Genomic DNA, 25,785 nt, shown 5'->3' on the forward strand with positions numbered 1-25,785 from the left:
CCGTTAACAGCGAGCCGCGGGTATCAACTGGCGGTGGACCCTGGCTGCAGCAGTTGTTGAGCGGTGAGCAGTTCACTGTCAAACAGCCCCTGCGCCACAGCATCAAGCAAGTGAGCTTTAACCGACTTCACTTTATTGAGCGGAACTTTCAAGCGGGAGCAGCCGGGTTGTATTCGGGTCAGGTCCAACACCTTTTTGCCCAGTTTAAGCGTTAGTATGCGTTCATTATCATCGTCACCCGGGCTTTCATGAATTTTGGCTCTGCTACGGCACTCCGGCAGGGTGAGTTCCCATATCCGCTTTCGCTGCTTGTTACCCGCTCTGTGATTGATAAAGGCATACTCTTTGACCGCCTCAAGTGGGGCCAGTCCATTGTCCTGACTCATACTGCTACCTCCGCAATCCGGGGACCCTTGTCTGTATTGGGACAAGCCGGTCCATGTTACCTCTCTGTGACTTTCGAATTCCGCCATTGAGAATTGCAAATACTCCTTTAGGGTTATTTAAATGTATTGTCCCGGAGGCTGTCATGTTTTTATGTTGTAAATGTGATCTGGATGAAAAAGGCGCCCGAAGGCGCCTTGGAATTGCAGGAAAAGTCCGGATTATCCTGCAACCCGGACGGGGTGCACATCAGTCAAGAGAATGACCGTGATGTTGCATCAGTTTCTGAGGCGAGTGACAGGTGGCACAGGCCTCTTTGGCGTTTTGAGCTTCAGTCTTTTCAGGACCAAAATATCCGCCGTTATTACGCATATGGGCAAACCCGGCTTCAGACATATACTTCTGGTGACAGCTCAAACAAGAGCCCACATCCGCGGAGGCAAACCAGGTATTGTTGGTGTAGATGTCTTCCGGGAAGGCCAGGGCTGCGCCGCCGTTGCGTCCCAACTCAAAGCCATAGTTCATACCACCCCATCCCTCTTCTGCAGAGTGACAGGTGGTACAGTCGGTTTTCAGCACAGTACCACTGCCGCCATGACCATTGTGATGGCCTTCAGCTTTGTGGGCTTTGTACATAAAGTTGGTGGGCTTGAACATCTCTTTACCCTTGTCGTCGGTGCCGGCAGACTTGAGGTTCTTGTCATTGACGTGACAGGAGATACAGTTCACGCCGTTTGAGTCGTGATAGAACTCAGCGCTGTGACAGTCGTGACACCTGGCGTTATCAACAATGCTTCTGCGCTGTGCTACCTGCTTGTCCGGGTCTCCGAGGAAAGCGCGGTAAGCGTCGGTTTGCACATAGGCAGGGTAGGCATCTTCTGCACTACAGTCGGTCAGTTGATCTGTCTTACCGGCGAAGCACACTTTCAGCACTGGCAGGATTTCCAGTGAGCGCTCGGCTATGTCCGCAGGCAGTGCCAGCGTATAAGTCTTGTCTCCCTTCATTTTCTCTGTGGTGACAGTGAATACTCTGGTTTGCTCATTGTATTGAGTTGAACCATCACCAATCAGGCTGAAGCGTCTGTGGTCATAGGTGGTTCCCAGAGTTTCACCGGAGCCGGTTGACTCAGGATAATCCTTCTCAACATCCCAGCTGACGACCATATAAGGGTTGCTGTATCCCTTTTGATAGACCTGCTCTTTCGGGACAGCATTGCCCTGTGCATCCATGATGGTGACATCAAATTGCAGCAGATTTGCAGGTGTTACAGTGACCTGGGTGACCGATACATCGAAGCCTTTGGCTGCATCGTATGGCGCGTTCATCTTGGTGTGGTCAGTACCGCCGTGACACTGAATACAGGTCATCTCTTCAGGAATAGTGACATTGCCGTGCTGAGCCGGAGAGTCAGTGTGACAGCCGGTGCAGGCGTTGGCGTTGGCATTCTCTTTCCACAGAGCCATATCGGCCAGCTGCTCATCCTCGACGTGGCAGGTCTGACAATCCATAAAAGGCTTGGTTGGGAACATTGGATAATCAAAGGCATGTGCACCACCATAGCCCTGCACCGTGTATGGCATGGGAACGATATCACCATTGGCATCTTTACCTTCCCGGTTTGGCCCCATATGAATTGCGTGGACCATATGACCAAGTTCGACAGACACGCCGTTGGGATCTGACACTATGCCATTGTGGCAGGACTGGCAGTTTTCCATATCCAGTCTGCGTCCACCATGGGCCTTCAGGCTGTCGGGCTGGTGGCAGGTGTAGCAGGTTTCCATAGTGACCAGTTGACGGGTTTCGATACCATCCTGACTGCCACTGGCGGGGATCCAGTCATAGTGGGCATTCTCGGCAAGTTCATGGCCTGAGTCGTATTCGAACTGCATTTCGATGGCAATTCTCTGGGTCAGGGCCGGGTCAAAGCTGATGCCTGCTGCGTCTACATAAGTGTTGAGGTTTGTCTGGAAGGTGTAGCTGTAGCTGCCATCCTTGTTATCTGTCAGGCAGTCCGGACAATCTTTAATTTTCTCAAAACCCTGTTCAAAGGTGGTGGCGTCGTCGTTGGTGGCATCGTTCAACAGGGATTGCCACTGCTTTAATTTTCCGTCCACTGCCATTTGGGCAATGGAAAAACGAAAGTCGTGGAATGGGTTGTCGCCGTCCAGACCAAACAGGCCAACTCCCTGATTGTTGGTTAACTCAAACTCAAGGGTAATAACACCATCGTTTATCACTGCCGATGTGATGTTGGCATTGGCCTCATTGGCCATATCAATATGAAGGCCTACTGCGCCCGGATCTCCGGGACCGCCTGGGATACCCGGGCTGCCGTCTTCACCGTCTTTTCCATCTTCACCATCGCAGGCGGCCAGAGCGAGTGCTCCGGCCATAACTACCCACAGATTACGTTTGCTCCATCTCATTGCTCATTCTCCCTTTAGGAATTGTAATTTTCATAAATGAACAATGAGACTTTATCTCATTGAAATAACAGGGTGTTTGATGGGCTTCAAAGAAAAATCCGGGCAAATATCCGGCGTTATTTTGGTAAACATGTTGAAAATTATCCGGCGAATTATCGCGGCAATGATTTGCATGATCCGGCTATCGACTTGGTTTATCTGAATATTGGATTGAACTAATCGGAAAATTGATCTGTATAAATTTTAATCATGGGTCTAGCTTTAAAAGAGCCATAGCTATCCACGCCACAGATGAGACGTTGATCTGTGACACTCACCAACCATCAATTCAGTGGGGGGAGAAACATGTCACTGAAAGGATCACAAACTGAGCAAAACCTCAAAGACGCCTTTGCGGGCGAATCACAAGCCAACCGCCGTTATCTCTACTTTGCATCAAAAGCCGATGTCGAAGGCTACAACGATGTTGCTGCAGTATTCCGCTCCACCGCTGAAGGTGAAACCGGTCACGCCCATGGGCATCTGGAATATCTGGAAGAGGTGGGGGATCCTGCGACCGGTCTGCCAATCGGCGGCACCTCAGATAACCTCAAATCTGCTATTGCCGGTGAAACCCATGAGTACACAGATATGTACCCAGGGATGGCAAAAACTGCCAGAGATGAAGGGTTCGATGAAATTGCTGACTGGTTTGAAACCCTGGCCAAAGCTGAGCGAAGTCACGCCAACCGCTTTCAAAAGGCGTTGGATCAATTGGACGCCTGATATCCCGTCATTATCTACAGGGAGTTTCGGCTCCCTGACTTTTTCTGCCGGAGATGGATATGAGTAAAAAAGAAGGTAGCCTGGAGGCCCCAACCCGACATCCCATAGCTTGGCAAACCCCGGAGTTTTACGATCGTGAGGCATTGAACAAGGAGTTGGAGCGGGTATACGACATCTGTCATGGTTGTCGCCGTTGTGTTTCCCTGTGCAATGCTTTTCCTGTGTTGTTTGACCTGGTTGATGAGTCAGAGACCATGGAGGTAGACGGGGTCGACAAGGCGGATTATCACAAGGTGGTGGATCAATGTTACCTGTGTGACATGTGCTACATGAGCAAGTGCCCCTATGTGCCCCCCCATGAGTGGCAGGTAGACTTTCCCCACCTGATGCTCAGAGCCAAAGCGGTGCATTTTCAGGAACAGGGTGCCCGCTTCCGGGACAAGCTGATCACCAGCACAGACACCATGGGAAAGATGGCCTCGACCCCGGTAATCAGCGCTGTGGTCAATGCCAGCAATAAGAATGGCCTGTTCCGCAAAGCGTTGGAATCATCTTTGGGGATTCATCATGAGGCGCCTTTGCCTGGATATGACTCCAACACCCTGAGAAAGCGTGCCCGCATACTCGCAAGACCAGAACAGGAGACTCAGGTTAATGCCATTGGCGAAACCACGGCCAAGGTTGCCCTGTATGCCACCTGTTACGGCAATTACAACAGTCCCTATCTGGCGGAAGATTTTTTTAAAGTATTTCAGCACAACGATATTCACCTTGAAGTGGTGCCGAAAGAGCAGTGCTGCGGTATGCCGAAACTGGAGTTGGGGGACTTTGAGTCAGTGGCCAAATTAAAACAGGCCAATATTCCGGTCCTGGCAAAGCTGGTGGATGAGGGGTTTGATATTATCGCACCCGTGCCATCCTGCGTGTTGATGTACAAGCAGGAGCTGCCCTTGATGTTCCCCGATGACCCGGATGTGCTCAAGGTACAAAGAGCCATGTATGACCCATTTGAGTATCTGTTTCTGCGTCACAAAGGCAGTGGTCTCAAGCTGGATTTCAAGCAGGGGCTGGGCGACATCAGCTACCATGTGGCCTGCCACTTGCGGGTTCAGAACATTGGCTTGAAAACCCGGGACGTGCTGGCACTGATCCCCGACACCAATGTTAATGCGATTGAGCGCTGCTCTGGCCACGACGGCACTTATGCCGTGAAGGTGGAAACCCGTGATGCTTCGGTCAAAATTGCGCGGCCAGTGGTTCGCAAGTTGGAGCAACTTAATTCGCCCCATGTCGCCAGTGATTGCCCCATGGCAGCGACTCATATTACCCATCTATCCAAATCCGGCCAGCAACCTGTGCATCCGATGACCTTGCTCAGGCAAGCCTATGGACTGTGAATTTAAGGAGGCAGAAATGCTCACCAGAGAAGACTTATGGTCGTTGGAAGAATATGCAGTCAGGCGCAATGACTTCAGAGCCAGGGTGATGGACCACAAACGTCACCGCCACATTACCATCGGTGACCATGTCAGGCTGTTGTTTGAAGATAAAATCACGATTCAATATCAGATCCAGGAGATGCTCAGAGTGGAGCGGATCTTCGAAGCTGAAGGTATTCAGGAGGAGCTGGATGCCTATAACCCTTTAATCCCCAACGGCAGTAACCTTAAGGCAACCCTGATGTTTGAGTACACAGATGTCGAGCAAAGAAAGCGTATGTTGGCGCTGCTTAAAGGGGCGGAACATAAGGTGTGGCTTAAAGTGGCCGAACATCCTCAGGTCTTTGCCATAGCCGACGAAGATCTGGAGCGGGAAAACGACGAGAAAACCTCAAGCGTACACTTTTTAAGGTTTGAGTTGTCTGATGCTGATATTCATGGGCTGAAATCCGGAGAGGAGTTAATGATAGGTATTGACACTCACCATGTGCAGCCCAATTTCACCCTGGTAGACAATGCCGGCAGGCAGGCATTAAGTGAAGATTTGGAAGCCAGACTCTTCCAATAGCAAATGGACACAGATAAGGCAGGATGCTCTATGTTGTTTGAACTTGTGTATATGTCCCGGGCCCAGAGCCCTATGGTGGAAAGGGATTTAAAAGCCCTGTTGGTCGAGGCCAGAGCTAACAATGAGCGTGTCGGCATTACCGGGATGCTGCTGTATCGTAATGGCTCTTTCCTGCAACTGCTGGAAGGCGAAGAGCAGCAGGTGCTTCAGCTCTATGAAAAGGTGCGACAAGACCCCAGGCATGGCCGGGTCACCCAACTTTATTCTCAGCATCTGTCCCAGCGGCATTTCACCGATTGGAGCATGGGCTTTGTGAATGCTGAGAGTGTGGATGAAGAGCAGTTGCCTGGCCTGTCCGATATTATGTCTGACAGGTTTGATGCCTCTGCATTGGAGCAGATGAAAGCGGCGTCGGTGGAGATACTGCTCTACTTCAAAGATCAGGCTTAAGCCAGAATATCTTCCAGGGCAGGTTCCAATTGGGAGAATTCGAATTCAAAACCTTCAATGGTGGCTTTGCTGGGCACCACGTACTGGCCTTCTGTCAGCAGCATGGCACTTTCCCCCAGAATACACTTGAGTGCAAATGCCGGAGCTGGCAGAAAAGCGGGGCGATGCAGCACCTTGCCCAGGGTCTGGGTGAAAATTCTGTTGCTGACCGGGACCGGGGCGGTGGCATTGTATACCCCCTGGGCAGAGTCAGTTTCCAGCATAAAGCGAATCATACCCAGCAGGTCATCGAGATGAATCCAGCTCATTCCCTGTTCGCCATGACCTATGGGACCCCCCAATCCCAGCTTGAAGGCGGGTAACATTTTCGCCAGTGCGCCGCCATCGGCTCCGAGGACAATACCTATTCGTGCGATACAAACCCGGGTCTGTTCGCCGTCAGCTTGCAGGGCCAGGTTTTCCCATTTGGCGCAAAGGTCATGGGCGAAATCCGGATTGGGCTTGGCGTTTTCTGTCAGGGGCGTGGTGTCGTGAATACCGTAAAAGCCGATGGCGGAAGCACTGATAAACACCTGAGGCGGGGTTTGCGAGGCTTTGATTAACCCGGCAAGTCTGGCGGTGAGATCCCAGCGGCTGTGGCACAGTCGATGCTTTTGGGCATCACTCCAGCGTTTACCTACAATGGGTTCACCGGCGAGGTTAATGACAGCCTGAAAGCCATCAAGGTTATCTATGTTATCGAGCGTCTCTATACATGCTGTCGAAGGAATAACGCGGCGAGCGTTATTGGCATTGCGTGTCAGCACCACTAACTCATGGCTGGGAGATAATAATTTGATCAGCGCCTGACCGATAAAGCCAGTTCCCCCGGTAAGTAAAATCTTCATGCCTGCCTCTGCTCCTGTTTTCATTTCACTACCTTCCAGCCGCGAATCCGGATCATATCTGTGCTGGCTAATTACCTGATTTATTGGCACTGTAGCAGTATATTCCAATTCTGCCGCTACCGGCTGTTAAATCAAAGGGGAAGAGAATGAATCGCTTGGAAGGCGCATCACTCGCCTATCGGGGCTTTGCCGTCATGGCCTTTTTGGTCATTATTCTGGCTGGTATCAAGGCAGCCAGCGCTATTGTTGTTCCTTTCGTGCTGTCAGCCTTTATCGCTGTGATCTGTAATCCGGTTATTCAGTTGATGGTACGTTACCGCTTTCCCAAATTGTTGGCTGTGTCCCTGCTGATGGTGTTCATCGTGTTGATGGGGCTTTGGCTGGCATCTGTGGTCGGTAGCAGTATCAATGATTTCTCCCGTCAGTTACCCCAATATCAAAGCCAGTTGGTTGAACAGTTTGCCTGGGTTCTGGATAAACTCAGAGAGTTCAATATTCAGATCTCCAAAGAGAAAGTGCTGGCGTTGTTTGACCCTGGAATGGCGCTGTCGATGACCACCAATATGCTCTCAGGTGTGGGCAATGTGATGGCCAACCTTTTCCTGATTATTCTGACCATAGTATTTATGTTGTTTGAGGCATCGGATCTGCCCAAAAAACTGCATTTTGCCCTGGATGACCCGGATATGCGTTTGCAGCAAATTGATAAGGTACTTCAGTCCATCAATCAGTATATGGTGATAAAGACCCTGGTGAGTGTCGCCACGGGTGTGATTGTGGGTATAGGCCTATGGATCATAGGGGTGGATTACGCGCTGCTGTGGGCCGTAGTGGCTTTCCTGTTTAATTATATTCCCAATATAGGTTCTATTATCGCGGCCGTGCCCGCAGTACTGCTGGCGTTTTTGCAATTGGGCCCGGCCCAGGCCGGTGTTGTGGCAGGTTTGTACCTTGGGGTGAATACCGTGATGGGCAATATTGTTGAGCCCAAATTTATGGGACGTGGCCTGGGTCTGTCTACTCTGGTGGTATTCCTGTCGTTAATCTTCTGGGGCTGGTTGCTGGGCAGTGTGGGTATGCTGTTGTCAGTGCCCTTAACCATGATTGTGAAAATTGCACTTGAGTCCAGCAACAGTGGTAAATGGCTGGCGATTTTGCTGTCTGATAAAGTCAGTGAGGATGAGAGTGACAAGGTAGAGCAGGCAGAACAAGCCCAATAGGGTGATTTGTGGTATCTTGCTGCCAGTTTCCGGCCATGGATTGTCCATGGCCTTTTTTATGATTGGACCTTATGCACGCATTTATTGAACAACTTGCGACGCTGGAGTTGCCCAGTGATTCCGGCCGTATTTTCCATGGTCGCGGCGGCAAGTATGCCGGCGCTGAACATCTGTGTCTGGACTGGTTTGCCCCTGTCTTGCTGCTGACCAGTTTCAGACCGCTTGAACAGGAACCGCTGCAACAGCTTATTTCCGCGCTTGAAACCTTCTGGCAAAGAGTAGGTCAGGGTCAGCCTTTGAACCTGGTGTATCAATATCGTGCCGGTGGCCAGACAGATACTCAGGTCATCGCCGGAGAGGTGCCCTGGCAGCATGTGGTTGAAGAAAATGGCAATCGCTTCAATATCCACCTGATGCGAGGTCAAAACCACGGTTTGTTCCTGGATATGCGTGAAGGGAGAGCCTGGGTACAGGCCAATGCCAAAGGCAAGCGGGTGTTGAATCTGTTCTCCTATACCTGTGGCTTTTCGGTTGCGGCGATGGCCGGAGGCGCTGAGGCCGTGGTGAATATAGATATGGCTAAAGGTGCACTGTCGACCGGTAAGCAGAATCACCATCTCAATGGCTTTGATAAAAACGTCAGCTATCTGGGCCATGATATCTTCAAGTCATGGGGTAAGCTGCGCAAGTATGGTCCTTATGATCTTGTGATTGCCGATCCGCCGAGTAACCAAAAGGGCAGTTTTGTAGCGACCAAGGACTATGTTCGCTTGCTGCGCAAACTGCCTGAACTGTTGAATGCTGATGCGGAGTTGCTGCTTTGCCTGAATGCGCCTGAGCTGAACACTGACTTCCTGAAAGATCAGGTGCAGGATGCCGCGCCATCACTTTCATTTGTCGAGCGTTTGCCCAACCCTGAGGTGTTTGCGGATATCGATGAGGAGAAGTCCCTCAAGGTGCTCAGATATAAATTGGCGGAAAGCTAGGATTTAAGCTGGCAGAACGCGAGCTTAACAAAGCCCCTTGCTATCCCGGACGTTGGGTAGCAGGGGGCTTTTGTTTATTAGTGCCTAACGCCTGATGTCTTGAAGGCTGAGTTGTTTCAACTTACTTAGTCAAATTTGACCTGTTAACCTGAAAGACTTTCATGGTTGCGGCTTCTTGCTGGGCATTTTTCAGTGGTTTATGTCGATTTGAGGCGTTTTTGTATACCGAAACTGAAAGTTTTCTGTAACTCTGTGCGGGTTGGTGTTAGACTTTGAAGTGCGCTAAAGGAGTTTTATGTGCACCCAACAAGGCAAAGTGTCACCAAAAATAGGCACGCCTCTGTTCCCGACGAAGTATGGAGTTGTGATGGAAATTCAAGAGTACGAAAACGCCTATTATCAGGTTCAGGACGAAGTGATCGAGTCTTTGCCTGTTGATATGGATGAAGAAGCTTTTCTGGATTAATTCCACAAACCTGACTTGGAACTGACCCACTCCAAGTCGCCTCTGTATCTGTGTAGACCCAGCAGAACAAGCAAAAAAAACAGCAGCCTCGGCTGCTGTTTTTTTATGTGTGATTCAAACGGGCTAATGTTAGCGCAGTTTCTCCGGGACGATCTCGGTAATAACCCAGATACCTTTACGCTTCTCCAGTCTCAGGGTTCTGTCGTCTTTCCACTTCTGGCCATTCTTGCGGCCGGTGAGTTTCACTACGACTGTGGTGGAATCACTGAACTTACGGAAGAAGTCCAGATCCACCTCCATAATCTCAATGGTGACGTCGGTCATCGACAGATTCAGCATATGACGCTGCACGGAAGAGGCAATACGATAGTGCTGCAGCAACTCCTTAATGGAGACATCGACATACTGTTCAGCCTGTTTCACATTACGGTCGACATAGATGGCTTCAAAAAAGCCTCTGGAAGTGAGTTCTGGTGTACTGGGGGGACCCTGGATATCGTCGGAACACCCTGTGGTTATAAAAGCGGCCAGCATCGCGGTAATAAGCAGAATAATACGCATAGTTTTCCATGTGTTATGTTGACTTCCCTGATAACAAGTATTGCGATATGGCGCTCATTGATCAAGTTTAGCTTCCGCCCGTTTACGCCTGCCGTAATCTGGCGGGATGAGTCAGAGATCGCAAAAAGATCATAAAGACTTGACAAAGACGTGCTACAGCAGGATTCTGAAAGGCCAAGGCAAGGATTGTTATCCACAAAATCTGTGGACAACTTTGTTGACGACTGTGACCAAACCTCTCAATGTGCTGAAAATAAAGGTTATTTTCGGCTGTCTATTTTTACTCCACCTTAACTTTTCAACAGTATCAAGCAGTTAGCCAGTTTAGTCTTTATACCGGGATCGCGTGAAATTTGTTCATGTGTCCGGTGCGGTACTGTCTGTCGAGGCCTGATTGGTGTCAGAGTTCGCAAGTGTTCCGGGCCGCAGCTCAATTTCTTAAAGGCATAAAAAAACCGGCCATAAGGCCGGTTTTTTGCGTCTGTCACTCAGATTACTGAGTGGCCTGAATCGCAGTCAGGGCGATGGTGTAGACGATATCGTCAACCAGAGCACCACGAGACAGATCGTTTACAGGCTTGCGCATACCCTGCAGCATTGGACCGATAGAGATCAGGTCTGCAGAACGCTGTACCGCTTTGTAAGTGGTGTTACCAGTGTTCAGATCCGGGAATACGAACACGGTAGCCTGACCGGCAACAGGGCTGTCAGGAGCCTTGGAGCGAGCAACGTTTGGCATAACCGCAGCGTCGTACTGCAGTGGGCCGTCGATAGCCAGATCCGGGCGCTTCTCTTTAGCGATGCGGGTTGCTTCACGTACCTTGTCTACGTCGCTGCCCTGACCAGAGTTACCGGTTGAGTAACTGATCATCGCAACGCGTGGCTCGATACCGAAAGCGATAGCTGATTCAGCAGACTGAATGGCGATATCAGCCAGCTGCTCAGCAGTTGGGTCTGGGTTAATGGCACAGTCACCGTAAACCAGAACCTGATCCGGCATCAGCATGAAGAAGATAGAAGACACCAGGCTTGAACCTGGAGCTGTCTTGATCAGCTGTAGCGGAGGACGAATAGTGTTGGCAGTGGTGTTAACCGCACCGGACACGATACCGTCTACTTCGTTTTGAGCCAGCATCATGGTACCCAGTACCATGTTGTCCTGCAGCTGTTCACGGGCAACCACTTCGGTCATACCCTTGTTGCGACGCAGCTCAACCAGAGGCTCAACATAACGCTCACGTACCAGCTCAGGATCAACCAGATCAACGCCTTCACCCAGAGTCACGTTCTGCTGCTCAGCAACACGACGGATCTCGTCAGGGTTACCCAGCAGTACACAGCGGGCAATGCCACGCTCAGCACAGATAGCGGCAGCCTTGATGGTACGCGGCTCGTCACCTTCAGGCAGAACGATGGTCTTCTTGGCCGCACGGGCCAGCTCGGTCAGCTTGTAACGGAAAGCTGGTGGAGACAGACGATGCTCGCGAGGCGAGTTCTGAGTCACGCTTTCAATCCAGTTCTGATCGATATGACCAGCCACATAGTCCTGGACCAGTTCGATACGTACTGCATCGTCTACAGGCACTTCGTGGTCGAAACGCTGGATATTCAGCGAGGTTTGCCAGGTGTTGCTGTCGATCAGGAACACAGGCAGACCAGTTTCGAACGCTTGCTCACACAGGGCCATGACTTCTGGCTCAGGCTCGTAAGAACCGGTCAGCAGCAGGGCGCCAATCTTCATGCCGTTCATGGCCGCCAGACAGGCAGACACGATAACGTCAGAGCGGTCACCAGAGGTCACCAGCAGAGAGTCAGGCTTGAAGTGAGAAATCATGTTCGGGATGCTGCGAGCGCAGAAAGTCACGTTACGCAGACGACGGGTGTTCATCTCACCGGCATTGATGATGCGGGCACGCAGGTGCTTGGCCAGATCAGATGCACGTGGAGAGATCATCTCCAGGTTGTATGGCACGCTACCCAGAATACGCAGCGGGCTTTGACCTGGCAGCTGGAACATCGCAGAAGAGTCCAGACGCGCTGGCGCTTCACGATCGAACATATCGGTCAGATCAGGACGGGTACGACCTTCGTCGTCAACCGGAGCACCAATCTTGTTGATGATGGCACCGATCAGACGCTTGTTCTCGCTACCACCCCAGGAGTTGTAAGCGATTTCCAGACGGTTCATCAGAGCAGTCGGAGAATCGTTTCCTGGAGTCGCAACAAAGATCACGTCGGCATCCAGCGCTTTGGCGATGGCGTAGTTCACGTCGTCGGCAAAAGGATGGCTGCGGGTCTGAACCAGAGCTTCAACAATCAGAGTCTCAGTGTTGTCAGCACACTCAGCAGCACGGGCGATGATCTCTTCCATCAGCACATCTTCCTGCTCAGAGCGGATCAGTGCTTCGGCGTGAACCATCTGGAACGGCTCGAGTGGGTTAACAGTAGGAGATTTGCTCAGGATAGTGGTTGAGCGCTCAGGACCTGTGTCGTGTGGACGCAGTTGGCTGATAGGCTTGAAGAACTGTACTTTTACGCCGTGACGTTCCAGCGCGCGTACCATCCCCAGGCTAACAGAAGTCAAGCCAACACCTGTGCCAATAGGGACTAACATAATCTTGCGGGGCATATAAAACCTCTTGGTTTCAATGGCGACAGCAGCCACTGGGCTGCTGTAACTATTTTAGCCTGCTCGAAAAGCCACCCGCAGGTGGCTTGGGCAGATTACTTGCTGATCAGACGGATAGAGTCTTCAGCAATCACCCACTCTTCGTTGGTTGGGATAACCATGGCAACTGGGCTGCCATCTTTGGTGATCACACCACCGTTACCGAAGCGGGCTGCAGCATTGCGCTCTGCGTCAACTTCAAACTTGAAGATTTCCAGCAGGTTCAATACTTTTGCACGGATCAGGTCAGAGTTTTCACCGATACCACCGGTGAAGATAACTGCATCCAGACGACCCAGAGCTACGGTGTAAGAAGCAACATACTTGGCCAGACGGTAGCAGAAGATGTCCAGAGCCAGAGTCGCGCCCTTGTGACCTTCAGCAACACCTTCTTCGATGCCACGACAGTCGTTGGTCAGCTCAGAAATACCCAGCAGACCAGACTGCTTGTTCATCAGGTTGTTTACTTCATCTGCAGTGTAGCCCAGCTGGTGTACCAGGTGGTAAACGATGGAAGGATCCATATCACCACAACGAGTACCCATTACCAGACCTTCCAGTGGGGTCAGACCCATAGAAGTATCAACTGACTTACCGCCTTTAACCGCAGTTACAGACGCACCGTTACCCAGGTGACAGGTAATGACGTTGGTGTCGTTCAGATCTTTGTTCAGAGCCTTGGCAGCTTCACGGCTTACGAACAGGTGGCTGGTACCGTGGGCACCGTAACGACGGATGCCGTGCTCGCGATACAGCTTGTATGGCAGAGCATAGATGTAAGCCTGCTCAGGCATGGTCTGGTGGAATGCAGTATCGAATACAGCAACCTGTGGCAGCTCTGGGAAAGAGGCCATAGCAGCACGGATACCGATCAGGTGAGCAGGGTTGTGCAGAGGTGCGAAGATTGCGCTTTCTTCGATACCTGCCAGTACAGATTCGTCAATAACAACAGATTGGGTGTACTTTTCGCCACCGTGTACGATACGGTGACCAACGGCTTGCAGCTTGCTGGCCAGTTCAGGATGGGCAGCCAGGATTTTATCTACGATGAACTCTACCGCTTCGCGGTGAGCAGTGAAAGCACCCAGGGCAGCTTCGCTCTTCTGACCATTAGCTTTCCATTTGATACGGGAGTCTTCCAAACCGAAGCACTCAGCCAGACCAGAGATATGGTCTTCGCCGGTGGCAGCATCCATGATTGCGAATTTCAGCGATGAACTACCGCAGTTAAGTACCAAAACCAGATTGTTGGACATGTTTAAACCTTTCGCCATTGTGTGAGTGTTACCACTCTTTAACTTGGCTCCCATCTCATGATGGAAGCGCCGTACAAAAGCCCTGAGGGCTGACGGACACTGAGGTTAACCTGTGCGTGAGGCTTGGGGCAGATCCCCTGCCTGTGCTATGTTAACGACAGCAGTCCAAATTTCTTGGTGTCTTTTCTTGAGCAAACAACTTCTCAATACCATCAAACAAGGTCGTCTTTATATGAAGACCTGGCCTATGGTCAGACAGTTGGGGTTTTATTTCCCCGAGTATCGCGTTATCCGCGCTACTCAACTGGCCACCCGAATGATGCCGGGATTAGCCGTTTTGGCCGCGGCAAGTCAGCTTTTCCTGCATGGATGGGCGTTTCTGCCCCAGGCGCTTACCTTGGCCTTATTCTTTATCAGTTTGCCGTTGCAGGGACTGATCTGGCTGGGATGGCGTGCAAACCATCCGTTGCCGTTGTCTTTGCTGGACTGGGGCAATCAACTGTCGACCAAACTTATGGCCATGGGAGTTAATTGCCATCCGCTGGGAGCCAAAGCCTGTTACCTTGATATGGCACTTTTGCTGAAGACGGCCTTCGAGCGGTTGGATGCCAGTTACTGGGAGGAGCTGTAGTGATTTATGCTCCCAGTTATATCAATAAATGGCGTTAATGCCCATATCGGTAAAGACGGCTTTAATCTGTTCCATGGTCTCGCGACTTGGTGGTGACACATGATCCAGCTGATAGGTGTCACCCAGAGTTTCCCACTTGTGCTTGCCCAGCTCATGGTAGGGCAGCAACTCAACTTTCTCGACATTCTTCATAGGCTTGATGAATTCTGCCAGCTTACGTGCTGACTCGATATCATCTGTGTGGCCGCCTACAACCACGTAGCGAATCCAGGTCTTCTGATTGCGTTTTGCCAGATACTCTGCAAATTGCAATGTTCTGTAATTGCTTACTTTTGTCAGAATTATATGCTTTTCATCATCCATTTGTTTGATGTCGAGCATAACCAGGTCGGTATTGTCGAGGAGTTCGTCAATAATCGGTGTATGTTTGCGCACCATGCCGTTGGTATCCAGACAGGTGTGAATACCTTCAGCGTGGCAGGCTTTAAACCACTCGGCCACAAACTCGGCCTGCAGCATAGCTTCACCACCGGAAGCTGTTACGCCGCCACCATTGGCATAGAAGCCACGGTAAGAGCGGATTTGGCCCATTAAATCTTCAACACTGGTCTCTTTGCCGTCGTGCAGATCCCAGGTGTCACGGTTATGACAGTACAAACAGCGCATCAGGCAGCCCTGCATAAAGGCAATAAAACGAATACCCGGACCGTCTACGGTTCCGAATGACTCGATGGAATGGATGCGACCTTTAATCGTCATAGTGACTCCTGAAAGAGACTGTTGTACTTAAAGGTATTGCTGACAGGCGCCCTGTGTACGAAAACCCTGGGCGATAAAGATGTGACTTGAACGCTTTCTGTCACGGTCAGCAATACCATAGGGCATAAGCCCCAACAATCGCCCAATACAGCATTAAACGGCTGAATCCCTCTGTGAGGGAAGGGCGGTAACCAATTGCATTAACCCTCTGTGGGTCAGAAAGCTGATGCAATGGGTTGATAACAGGTGGTATCGGCTGGGCCAATACCACCTGATTCAATCAGTGATTACAGAGACTTGGTGAAAGTACGGGTAATCACGTCACGCTGCTGGTCAGGAGTCAGCGAGTTAAAGCGTACTGCGTAGCCAGACACACGAATGGTCAGCTGTGGGTACTTCTCTGGGTGATTAACTGCATCTTCCAGAGTTTCGCGGTTCAGTACGTTAACGTTCAGGTGCTGACCACCTTCACGATTCTCTTCGTGGTGGAAGTAACCATCCATCAGAGCAGCCAGGTTGGTACGACGAGAACCGTCGTCTTTACCCAGAGCGTTAGGCACGATAGAGAAGGTGTAAGAGATACCGTCCTGAGCGTGGGCAAACGGCAGTTTAGCCACAGAAGTCAGAGACGCTACCGCACCGTTTTCGTCACGGCCGTGCATTGGGTTGGCACCTGGAGCAAATGGAGCGCCCGCTGGACGACCATCTGGAGTGGTACCAGTCTTCTTACCATATACCACGTTAGAGGTGATGGTCAGAATAGACTGAGTTGGGATTGCATCACGGTAAGTCTTCAGAGAACGGATCTTGTTCATGAAGGTCTCAACCAGTTCACAAGCGATGTCATCTACGCGAGCATCGTTGTTACCGAACTTCGGATATTCACCGGAGATTTCGAAGTCAACAGCAATACCTGCTTCGTTACGGATAGGCTTAACCTTGCCGTACTTGATTGCAGACAGAGAGTCAGCAGCGATAGACAGACCAGCGATACCACAAGCCATGGTACGACGTACGTCACGATCGTGCAGAGCCATCAGGGCTGCTTCGTAGCTGTACTTGTCGTGCATGTAGTGGATGCAGTTCAGTGCAGACACGTACTGAGTTGCCAGCCAATCCATCAGAGGATCCAGGCGAGCCATTACGTCGTCGTAGTCCAGGTACTCAGAAGTGATAGGGTCAGCTTTTGGACCTACCTGAGCGCCAGACTTCTCGTCAACACCGCCGTTGATTGCGTACAGCATGGTCTTGGCCAGGTTGGCACGAGCACCGAAGAACTGCATCTGCTTACCAACAACCATTGGGCTCACACAGCAAGCGATAGCATAGTCATCGCTTTCCAGGTCTGGGCGCATCAAGTCATCGTTTTCGTACTGGATAGAGCTGGTGTCGATAGATACCTTGGCACAGTACTCTTTAAAGCCCTGAGGCAGCTGCTCAGACCACAGTACAGTGATGTTTGGCTCTGGGCTTGGGCCCATGTTGTACAGAGTGCGCAGAACACGGAAAGAGTTCTTGGATACCAGAGTACGACCGTCCAGACCCATACCTGCGATAGACTCGGTAGCCCAGATTGGGTCACCAGAGAACAGCTCATCGTATTCTGGGGTACGCAGGAAGCGAACCATACGCAGCTTCATTACGAAGTGGTCCATCATCTCCTGAGCTTGCTGCTCGGTGATCACGCCATTCTTCAGATCACGCTCGATGAAGATGTCCAGGAAGGTCGCGGTACGACCCAGAGACATAGCAGCACCGTTCTGGCTCTTAATCGCAGCCAGGTAGCCGAAGTAAGTCCACTGGATAGCTTCTTGAGCGTTGGTAGCAGGACCAGAGATGTCATAGCCGTAGCTGGCAGCCATTTTCTTCATCTGGCTCAGGGCACGGTGCTGTTCAGCAATCTCTTCGCGCAGCTGCATGGTAGCAGACAGGTCTTCACCAGCTTCGAAACGAGGCTGCAGAGAAGCGAACTGAGCTTGCTTGTCCTTCATCAGGAAGTCGATACCGTACAGAGCAACACGACGGTAGTCACCAATGATACGACCACGGCCGTATGCATCAGGCAGACCAGTCAGTACGCCTGACTTACGGCAAGCCAGGATTTCTGGAGTGTAGATGTCGAACACACCGGCGTTGTGAGTCTTGCGCAGTTCAGAGTAGATGTACTTGATGTCTGCATCCAGCTCACGATCGTAGGCTTTACAAGAACCTTCGATCATGCGGATACCGCCGTTAGGGATCAGAGCGCGCTTCAGAGGAGCGTCAGTCTGCAGACCAACGATGGTCTCCAGATCTTTCTCGATGTAACCAGCAGCGTGAGAAGTAATGGTAGATACTACGTCAGTATCGAAGTCCAGCGGGGCGTGAGTGCTGTTTTCGATCTTGATGCCTTCCATTACCTTGTCCCACAGTTTTACTGTGGCTTCGGTAGCGTCAGCCAGGAAAGACTCGTCGCCTTCATAAGGAGTGTAGTTAGTCTGGATAAAGTCACGTACATTGACCTCAGTTTTCCAATCGCCGGAGGTGAAACCCTCCCAGGCACTTGCAAACAGATCAGTTTTGTCAGTCATCGTACTCATACCTTCTTGTTGAGATAAAGGTGATTGACCTTGGGGGAGGATCCTAACCGTGGGATTCGCGCCCTGGGTCAATATGGTGATCCTGCGTTGATACTGCCTTTCGGTATTGCCGAATCAGGTCAGGGCCACACGCAAAAATCGTTTAAAAAATCTTTTCCGCTGACAGTCGACCTTAATTTGGATTGCTCCTTCGGGACTGTCGCAAATTGGTAAGACCAATTAACCGTGAAATATATTAGCACAAGGCCTTAGGTGTCGCACCAGAAACACCATCCTCTGCAGTCAAATTCATCCGGTTTTGCTAGGTAAGTAGCAAAATTTTATTGTGCACCCGGTGAAAAGTGTGATCTATGCCCACTTTGGGTAAATCTGGCGAGATTATTGCTCACATGAAAATGGGAAAAATGCCGCACAAGAAGGTGTTAATTCAAGCAAGGTGATCAAACATTCATCATTTGACCATAAAAAAGCCCGCGACAGCATGCTGCAGCGGGCTTTACCAATTTGCTGATGGGATTACAGCAGAGCTGGAATACCTTTGATCATACCAACGGCCAACATAGCCACCAGACAGACCACAAACGCCAGACCTGGAATCACGATGCGATCCGCGAAAGACAGGGACTTGGGACGTTCTTTATCGCCGATCAGACCGTTGTTATCCAACAGCATGGTCAGTGCCCAGCCGAATACAGGGTTCACTACCATAGAGGCGAAGATACAAATACCGGCAGTCTGAGAAGATGCAGCAGATTTCACCATCTGCATACCTGCTTCAAGCAGCGGCAGGAACACACCCACCAAAAGTGCGACGCTCATCACAGGAGCCCATACCGCGATATCCATCGGATATCCCACAGTGGCCACGATGATACACAGAATACCCAGCAGAATGCCGCCGGCAGGAATAGGGCGCTTGGCAATCGCCGCAGGGATCATGTAAGTGCCCCAGCTGGAGGTCACGTTACCACCACCGAAGGCAGTACCCACAAACTGACGTACAGAGCAGCCAGCCATGGTGTCATCCACGTCCATCAGTACTTTGTCACTGCCTTTTGGATAGTTCAGTTCCTGGAAAATACGGTGACCCAGGAAGTCAGGCGACCACATGGCCACGGCCAGAATCGCGAACGGCAGAGAGGCAATAAAGTGGCTTACGGTAGGCATGCCCAGTTTCCAGCCAGTCTCGGTAGAACCCCACCAGTAAGCTGGGTTCAGGTTAGGCAGACCAGGCTCGGTGCTGAAGTGGAAAGGTGCGCCCATGGCCAAAGCCACAACCACAGCCAGTGCACTACATGCAGGAATCGCCAGCCAGCGCTTACCTACTTTGGCCAGGAAGGCATAAAGCACCACGTTCAGGAACAGAACCGTGAAGCCGATATAGCCCATGTTGAGTTCGGTAGACCAGTCCAGCAGATTGTTGATCTGACCCTGAGCACCCATGATACCCAGGTACACAAGCAGCCCCCCGGCAACCCCCTCACTGGTGAGGTTAACCAGCCGCGAGCCGCCTTTGACCAGACTCAGTGCCATACCGAAGATAAAGATAAGAATAGCCAGTGCCAGTGGGTGACCACCAGACAGCGCAATCATACCGATCATCGGGATCATAGGACCATGGTTACCCGCCAGGTTGGCGCGTGGGTTCATGAAACCGGATACGAAAATACAGAACAGCAGGGCAGATACCCACATCTCAACGCGTACGTTTTCGATGACGAAGTCAGGGCCCAGGCCGAATGCAGAAGCATAGGAAGACATTACCGCGCTGTACATCACGGTAATACCGATGGTTCCAGCCAGCGCAGGCACCAGATCTTCCCATTCGAAGCGGAAATCGCGACCGGGAAGGTTCAGACGCCAGCGGCGTGGCTTCATGATAGTCAGTTCATGATCCAGATAATCACTGCGGGATTTGAACTCTGATGCCGGGCGGTGAAGCTCCTGATAGGAGGCCTCATCGTTGACCGCTTCCGGCTTGTTTACTGAGTCAGACATAGTCTCTCATTACTCCGAAACAACAGCGTAATTGCTATGGTTAAAGTCGTTTTGATTTTTGTCCCTGAGAGTTATTCCGGTGGTGGACTTGCTAGATGTGAGCAGTATTAAGTTACCGGATAACACGGCTGCTTGAAGCGGGTTTGGCAGTATAAAAAACTGCAATCTAATATCCCGTTACGCCTTGCAGAAGAGTTCCATTTCACTTTGAATAAATTGGTAAGACCAATTTACCTGTCAAGATCTTACCATGTCTGATAACTCGACTCATCGACTATCAGTTTTATTGAAGTAGGTTAACAACGGAATTGAGATCTGGCTAGCAAGTATTGAAGTGTTTACTAAATAAGAGTTGACTGGGGTACGGGAATTGCAAACGTTGCGTTAATTCCATTTGCATCAATGACTTCCGCTTATTTTAAGACACATTTTATTAGTCCCCGGTGAATTTAAATGTGAACTTAATCAGTGGCTTGTTTTCTGTTGTTGTGACCTGGATGCAGGCTTTTCCATTGAATGACAGGCCCGTTGCCGTGATTCCAGCGGTGCAAGAGTTCATTCCAACTGAACCCCGGGTTCAAAACTTCCCATTATTTTTAGCTTAAGCAACTGGCTATCCTTGCGGCGTATTTTCAACCGCTTCAAGGATATTTTCACCCATGCTGTATCAGGCATACGCATATCGCCTCGCGGGAGGCTGTCAATGACAGGTCAACCTGTGACTCCTGTGCTTAACCTATGTCAACAGGCCGAATTATACGGTCACTCCAAGGTTATTAAGTCACCCTGGCAATCTTTCGGGCTGGCGATATTTGCCGGTGCCTTTATTGCGCTGGCATTCGTGTTCTACATCAATGTGACCACTGGAGCAGGCGATGCACCCTGGGGCATGGTGCGCCTTGTTGGGGGGCTGGCATTCAGTCTGGGGCTGATGTTGGTCGTGATTTGTGGTGCAGAGCTGTTTACCAGCACTGTACTGAGCACTCTGGCCAGAGCCCGCGGCATGATCACTACCAGACAGATGCTGGCATGCTGGGCCCGTGTCTATGTTGGCAACCTGATTGGCGCCCTGATTATGCTGACCCTGATTATGACCGCGGGTATGCATCAACTGGACGGCGGTAACTGGGGACTGAATGCCCTGAATATTGCCCAGCATAAGCTACACCACAACTGGCTGCAGGCCATGGTACTGGGTGTGCTGTGTAACATGCTGGTGTGTCTGGGGGTGTGGATGACCTTTGCCAGTAAAGAGGTAATGACCCGCGCCATGGTGCTGATGCTGCCGGTCGCCATGTTTGTGTCCAGCGGCTTTGAACACAGCATTGCCAATATGTTTATGGTGCCTTTGGGCATTGCCATCTCTCAGTTTGCTGACCCAGGTTTTTTCGCCGCGCTGGATCTCAGCCGCGAGCAGTTCAGTGATCTGACCATAACCAACTTTGTTTTCAACAATCTGATACCCGTCACTCTGGGGAATATCCTGGGTGGTGGTGTCATTGTGGGATTGGGCTACTGGCTGATTGAAAACAAGGCTGGAGATAAAGAAGCGGTTCAAACCCAAAGATCTTCCAACACAGTTTCACACCGATAAGAGAGGCCGACCCTATGCTGAATAAATTGAACAAAACCCTGGTGTCAGATCTGATGCAGGCCGACTATCTGACCCTGTCTCCTGATATGAGTCTGAGTCAGGCGCTTAAGCTGCTCTGTGAGTCCGGTGCCAGCCATGGCATGGTCAAAGATCAGAGCAGATTGATAGGTGTACTTAGCCATCAGGAGATCCTGCGTGGCTTGTGGTCTGCTGAATTTGACTCATCGAACCAGGCTTGTGTGCGTGACCTGATGCAAACCCAGTTAACCACAGTATCCTGCTGCCAGCCTTTGGCCCAGTTGCTCGAGACCTGGGTGGTGGACAGACAAAAGCTGTTCCCGGTGAATGATATGGCCAGCCTGATTTGCAGCGGCTATCAAAGCTATGAAGAGAGACTGCGCCTGGCAGGCAGCGAACTGCCTGAGTTACTGCCTGTGGTGGAAGAGGATAAGCTGCTTGGCGTGTTGACCCGTCAGCAATTAGGTAGCTGGGTGGCGACTCAGATGAGTTGACCCTTGGAATATGAACAATAAAAAAGGATAGCCGCGGCTATCCTTTTTTATATCTGTGTTCAGCATGATTGATGCTGACTCAGCGTGCCAGTCGTTTGGCTTCGTTCACCACCACATCGCGCAACGGATTATCCGGTGCGTCCTGACGCCACACAAAGCCCAGTCGGCGCTCCAGTTTCAATGAAGGGGTCGCCAACACCACAAGTTCACCAGCGGTCACCTCTTTTTCCACATCCAGCCAGGGCAGGGCAGACAGATAACCACCACGCTTCACCAGCGCTTTGAGCACATTGGTCTGGCTGTACTCTTTCCACACATTGACCTTGTCTATCACGCCGTGAATGGCGGCGTTGAATACTCTGCGGGTACCGGCACCATGTTCCCGCATCACCCACTGAGCCTGCTGCAGATGAATTGGTGTGACTTCAGCCTGGCTGCAATAGGCATGGTGTGGTGAGGCAACCACCACCAGACGGTCTTCTATCCAGGGAAGATAGTTCATGCGGCTGTCATCACAACGACCTTCAATAATGCCCAGATCATAATCATGGGACAGCAGTCCCTGAATCACCTGATCACTGTTCTCGACTGTTAATGACAACCTCAACTCAGGGAAGTGCTGATCCAGGCTGGCAATCAGGTTGGGCATAATATGTTCGGCCACGGTTTGACTGACACCCAGCCCAAGTTTGCCTGACAGCAGATGTTGGTCATGCAGACCCAGTTCAATCTGTTTGGCATCCTGCAACAGTTTTCTGGCGCGTGGTCTCAGCCAGTGACCCCAGTGGGATAGAACCAGACGGTTGCCCTGCCGGGTGAATAATGGACGGCCCAGCAAAGATTCCAGTTGTGAGAGCGACATACTCACAGCGGATTGGGTCATGGACAGCTTTCTTGCGGCTGCACTGACGCTTTGCTCTGAGGCGATAGCATCAAATACTGAGATTTGTTTTAGTGAATACTTCATATTTATTGAAGCTCGGCTGAAGTGTCAGGAAGGCATTGGCGGCTATCATAGGGACTCATAATTCAATAAACAAAAACAGCTTCAATAAATTAGACCGGTTTCATATTTATTCATTTGTTGAAAATTAGTGAGCTGTAAAATAGGTCTTACAAAACAACTGGATAGTGTTTATGTATCAGCGCGATTGATACGCGCATTAAGCTTTTTTTAGGCTATTTTGGCGGCCTTGGAGGTGGGTTTTTGAAAGCGTGGGATAAAAACTTGCAGCAGGACAAATTAATAGCGCGAGATAAAAGAAATTTGTGTTCTGAGCCTCAACGCTTGGGTTGTGGGCGAAATAGTGGTCGATGAATTGGGTTATCAGTGTTTTTTAAGGGTTGGGGGATCGCTTCCCAACCCCTTATCTGGAATTACTGAGTCGCTTGTTGGCTCCAGTTATCTTTAATGCCGGGCAGGTAGTGCATCAGATATCTCAGTGCAACATAGCCAACGACCAGAGTCGCGATAGCCAGTTCAATCACCGCCAGATTGTGCAGTAGTCCGGCGAATGAGGCCATGCCTGCAAAGTGGTCTGCCCATACTGCACTTTTAAACAGCGCAGTGGCACCAATTACCATAGGGAAGGTGAAAGCCGCATAGCCAGGTGAGAATGGCAGTTTCATCAGGTGGAAGAAAGCCAGATAAATCACCAGAGTCATGAGTACTGCCACTGACAGCAGCAGGCCAACAATCACTATGGAGGGGTTATGCACCACTGTCAGGTACCCGGCCAGAGACAGACTGGCCGGAGCTGCCAGAATCGCAATAGTTGGCTTGGCGGCTTGAGGTACTGGCTCACAGAAAATCAGTCGGTACAGCATCACAGGCAGCATAATCAGATAGGCCAGCATGCCGAAGATAAGAATACCGTTAGCCAGCCAACTGTAACCCTGTCCGGGGAAGCTCACTGCCGCAACAATGATGCCGATGGGAGGCACGAACCAGCTTGGCACCATATGGTCCAGTTTAAAATCAATGGCGCGGTAGTAAACAAACGCAGCCAGAAACGCGATGTGGATAGCGATTGCCAGCAGCCAGAGCGCCAGACCCACAGAGGGGACAAATATGTCCACGGCTTTGGAAATCACCATAAGTGCCATGGCAAATGTCGGGATCACGCTACCCACCACTGGGTGAGTCAGCTCTTGCCACAGGACTTTGGGATGAATCGCGAATTTGGCAACCAGTGCCAGCAGCATCACAGCTGCAATTGCGGCTCCTGTCAGCTGACCTGCTCCGTGTAGCCCGGTGGCGAGGTTTTCCCAGGTCCAGCCCAGGCTGCCAATGGCCAGTGCCAGTCCAGCCATTGGGCTGGGAATCGTGGCCAGTTTATCTTTCCAGGAAGAAGTGAGTGTTGTCATGGGGAAGCTCCTGAATTCTTGCTGTCATCGGACGCGACAGTCTTAATGCAGGCAGTCTAGGTATTCCCGTAGAATAAGAAAATATAAAATTAATTATTGTTAGATTAAGTATTGGTTAATCGTAAGCCAAGGCTTATGTACAGCAGTGTAGAAAACAAAAAGCCACCTGCTGAGCAGATGGCTTTTTATTGAATCGGATAAGTCAAAGAGGATTACTGAATATTCTCTTCATCACCGAACTGGCCCTGGAACAGGACAGAAGAGAGGTAGCGCTCTGCCGCTGATGGCAGGATAACCACAATGTTCTTATCTGCGAACTCAGGCAGGGCAGCGATGCGGTTGGCTGCTACCACGGCTGCACCGGAAGATATACCGACCAGAATACCTTCCTCTTTCATCAGGCGGTGAGCCATCTCGATGGATTCTTCATTGGTCACAGTTTCGACGCGGTCCAGCAGTTCCAAATCCAGATTACCCGGGATGAAACCGGCACCTATACCTTGAATTTTGTGTGGTCCAGGTTGAACGGTTTGGCCGTTCATGGTCTGGGTAATGACTGGAGAGTCAGCTGGCTCAACGGCGACAGAGGTGATCTGTTTACCCTTGGCATTTTTGATATAACGGCTGACACCGGTAATGGTACCGCCGGTACCCACGCCCGCTACCACCACATCGACTTCACCATCAGTGTCATTCCAGATCTCCGGACCTGTGGTCTGCTCGTGGATCTGTGGGTTGGCAGGGTTACTGAACTGCTGCAGCAGCACATACTTGTCCGGATCTGAAGAGCGGATCTCCTCAGCCTTGTCGATAGCGCCTTTCATCCCTTTGGCACCATCGGTCAGTACCAGGTTGGCACCTAATGCCTTCAGTAGTTTACGACGCTCCAGACTCATGGTGTTTGGCATGGTCAGAGTCAACTTGTAACCACGGGCGGCAGCTACATAGGCCAGTGCAATACCTGTGTTACCTGAAGTGGGCTCGATAAGCTCCTTGCCTTCGGTGAGCAAGCCTTGCTTTTCGGCATCCCAAATCATATTGGCACCGATACGACACTTAACGCTGAAACTCGGGTTGCGGGCTTCAACTTTCGCCAGTACCTTGCCGTTGCTGACACGGTTTAAACGAACCAGTGGGGTCTGGCCAATGGTCAGAGAGTTGTCTTCGAAAATCTTGCTCATGGAATCTCTACTCCTTTGATTGCGTATGTAGAGCATAATTGCTGGCAGGCGTTTTTGAAGTGATTGTTTGCTATGCGTTATTCC

General features: G+C 50.9%; 21 protein-coding genes. 9 read left to right on the forward strand and 12 right to left on the reverse strand.

The window, feature by feature from the left end; translation table 11 throughout:
- Window positions 1–23: 23 nt before the first annotated feature.
- Window positions 24–386 carry a hypothetical protein gene (locus tag ACFOE0_RS07350; protein WP_248934810.1) on the reverse strand — a complete coding sequence of 121 codons (363 nt, stop codon included), beginning with the start codon at window positions 384–386 and terminating at the stop codon, window positions 24–26.
- A 247-nt stretch (window positions 387–633) separates the two neighbouring features.
- Window positions 634–2,814: an OmcA/MtrC family decaheme c-type cytochrome gene (locus ACFOE0_RS07355; RefSeq protein ID WP_248934809.1), complete on the reverse strand. Its 2,181-nt coding sequence runs from the start codon at window positions 2,812–2,814 to the stop codon at window positions 634–636.
- Between the two features lie 345 nt (window positions 2,815–3,159).
- Between ACFOE0_RS07355 and ACFOE0_RS07360 the strand changes: the two genes are divergently transcribed.
- Genes ACFOE0_RS07360 through ACFOE0_RS07375 form a run of 4 tightly spaced genes read left to right on the forward strand, consistent with a single transcriptional unit; the run spans window position 3,160 to window position 6,036 of the window.
- On the forward strand, window positions 3,160–3,579 hold the full coding sequence (locus tag ACFOE0_RS07360; protein ID WP_248934808.1) for a rubrerythrin family protein: 420 nt from the start codon (window positions 3,160–3,162) through the stop codon (window positions 3,577–3,579).
- A gap of 59 nt (window positions 3,580–3,638) precedes the next feature.
- Window positions 3,639–4,976, forward strand: coding sequence for a heterodisulfide reductase-related iron-sulfur binding cluster (locus tag ACFOE0_RS07365; protein WP_248934807.1), 1,338 nt, complete (start codon window positions 3,639–3,641; stop codon window positions 4,974–4,976).
- A gap of 16 nt (window positions 4,977–4,992) precedes the next feature.
- Window positions 4,993–5,586, forward strand: coding sequence for a DUF3501 family protein (locus ACFOE0_RS07370; protein WP_248934806.1), 594 nt, complete (start codon window positions 4,993–4,995; stop codon window positions 5,584–5,586).
- A 30-nt stretch (window positions 5,587–5,616) separates the two neighbouring features.
- Window positions 5,617–6,036 (forward strand): BLUF domain-containing protein, encoded by a 420-nt coding sequence (locus ACFOE0_RS07375; protein WP_248934805.1) that lies wholly within the window; start codon window positions 5,617–5,619, stop codon window positions 6,034–6,036.
- On the opposite strand, the gene ACFOE0_RS07380 is transcribed toward ACFOE0_RS07375, so the two are convergent.
- Window positions 6,033–6,923, reverse strand: a complete 891-nt coding sequence (locus tag ACFOE0_RS07380) for a TIGR01777 family oxidoreductase (RefSeq protein ID WP_248934804.1) — start codon at window positions 6,921–6,923, stop codon at window positions 6,033–6,035. The two genes, ACFOE0_RS07375 and ACFOE0_RS07380, sit on opposite strands and share 4 nt — an antisense overlap.
- Before the next feature lie 146 nt (window positions 6,924–7,069).
- Between ACFOE0_RS07380 and ACFOE0_RS07385 the strand changes: the two genes are divergently transcribed.
- On the forward strand, window positions 7,070–8,143 hold the full coding sequence (locus ACFOE0_RS07385) for an AI-2E family transporter (RefSeq protein WP_248934803.1): 1,074 nt from the start codon (window positions 7,070–7,072) through the stop codon (window positions 8,141–8,143).
- 71 nt (window positions 8,144–8,214) lie between these two features.
- A complete protein-coding gene (locus ACFOE0_RS07390; protein ID WP_248934802.1) occupies window positions 8,215–9,129 on the forward strand; it encodes a class I SAM-dependent methyltransferase in 915 nt (304 codons plus the stop codon).
- A gap of 595 nt (window positions 9,130–9,724) precedes the next feature.
- Here ACFOE0_RS07390 and ACFOE0_RS07395 read toward each other — a convergent pair.
- From ACFOE0_RS07395 to ackA, 3 genes are all read right to left on the reverse strand, one after another.
- Window positions 9,725–10,156 (reverse strand): hypothetical protein, encoded by a 432-nt coding sequence (locus ACFOE0_RS07395; protein WP_115138137.1) that lies wholly within the window; start codon window positions 10,154–10,156, stop codon window positions 9,725–9,727.
- Between the two features lie 493 nt (window positions 10,157–10,649).
- Complete coding sequence (gene pta, locus ACFOE0_RS07400) at window positions 10,650–12,785, reverse strand: phosphate acetyltransferase (protein WP_248934801.1); 2,136 nt, start codon at window positions 12,783–12,785, stop codon at window positions 10,650–10,652.
- Between the two features lie 95 nt (window positions 12,786–12,880).
- The gene (gene ackA / locus ACFOE0_RS07405; RefSeq protein ID WP_248934800.1) at window positions 12,881–14,080 is read right to left on the reverse strand and encodes an acetate kinase; all 1,200 of its coding nucleotides are present in this window, start codon (window positions 14,078–14,080) and stop codon (window positions 12,881–12,883) included.
- A 187-nt stretch (window positions 14,081–14,267) separates the two neighbouring features.
- Between ackA and yfbV the strand changes: the two genes are divergently transcribed.
- On the forward strand, window positions 14,268–14,711 hold the full coding sequence (gene yfbV, locus ACFOE0_RS07410; RefSeq protein WP_248934799.1) for a terminus macrodomain insulation protein YfbV: 444 nt from the start codon (window positions 14,268–14,270) through the stop codon (window positions 14,709–14,711).
- Window positions 14,712–14,732: 21 nt separating this feature from the next.
- On the opposite strand, the gene pflA is transcribed toward yfbV, so the two are convergent.
- The 3 genes from pflA to ACFOE0_RS07425 form a co-directional block, all read right to left on the reverse strand.
- Window positions 14,733–15,470 carry a pyruvate formate lyase 1-activating protein gene (pflA, locus tag ACFOE0_RS07415; RefSeq protein ID WP_248934798.1) on the reverse strand — a complete coding sequence of 246 codons (738 nt, stop codon included), beginning with the start codon at window positions 15,468–15,470 and terminating at the stop codon, window positions 14,733–14,735.
- Window positions 15,471–15,757: 287 nt separating this feature from the next.
- Window positions 15,758–18,040: a formate C-acetyltransferase gene (pflB, locus tag ACFOE0_RS07420; protein WP_248934797.1), complete on the reverse strand. Its 2,283-nt coding sequence runs from the start codon at window positions 18,038–18,040 to the stop codon at window positions 15,758–15,760.
- A 525-nt stretch (window positions 18,041–18,565) separates the two neighbouring features.
- Complete coding sequence (locus tag ACFOE0_RS07425; RefSeq protein WP_115138143.1) at window positions 18,566–20,047, reverse strand: DUF3360 family protein; 1,482 nt, start codon at window positions 20,045–20,047, stop codon at window positions 18,566–18,568.
- Window positions 20,048–20,750: 703 nt separating this feature from the next.
- On the opposite strand from ACFOE0_RS07425, the gene focA reads away from it, so the two are divergent.
- Together focA and ACFOE0_RS07435 are read left to right on the forward strand one after the other, a co-directional pair.
- A complete protein-coding gene (gene focA / locus ACFOE0_RS07430) occupies window positions 20,751–21,641 on the forward strand; it encodes a formate transporter FocA (protein WP_248934796.1) in 891 nt (296 codons plus the stop codon).
- Window positions 21,642–21,655: 14 nt separating this feature from the next.
- Window positions 21,656–22,153 carry a CBS domain-containing protein gene (locus ACFOE0_RS07435; RefSeq protein WP_248934795.1) on the forward strand — a complete coding sequence of 166 codons (498 nt, stop codon included), beginning with the start codon at window positions 21,656–21,658 and terminating at the stop codon, window positions 22,151–22,153.
- Window positions 22,154–22,232: 79 nt separating this feature from the next.
- Here ACFOE0_RS07435 and ACFOE0_RS07440 read toward each other — a convergent pair whose 3' ends face one another.
- From ACFOE0_RS07440 to cysK, 3 genes are all read right to left on the reverse strand, one after another.
- Window positions 22,233–23,120, reverse strand: a complete 888-nt coding sequence (locus ACFOE0_RS07440; protein WP_248934794.1) for a LysR family transcriptional regulator — start codon at window positions 23,118–23,120, stop codon at window positions 22,233–22,235.
- Window positions 23,121–23,530: 410 nt separating this feature from the next.
- Window positions 23,531–24,520 carry a TDT family transporter gene (locus ACFOE0_RS07445; RefSeq protein WP_248934793.1) on the reverse strand — a complete coding sequence of 330 codons (990 nt, stop codon included), beginning with the start codon at window positions 24,518–24,520 and terminating at the stop codon, window positions 23,531–23,533.
- A gap of 212 nt (window positions 24,521–24,732) precedes the next feature.
- Window positions 24,733–25,701, reverse strand: coding sequence for a cysteine synthase A (gene cysK, locus ACFOE0_RS07450; RefSeq protein ID WP_248934792.1), 969 nt, complete (start codon window positions 25,699–25,701; stop codon window positions 24,733–24,735).
- Window positions 25,702–25,785: the final 84 nt, after the last annotated feature.

Source organism: Shewanella submarina (assembly GCF_042646185.1).
Classification (GTDB): domain Bacteria; phylum Pseudomonadota; class Gammaproteobacteria; order Enterobacterales; family Shewanellaceae; genus Shewanella; species Shewanella corallii.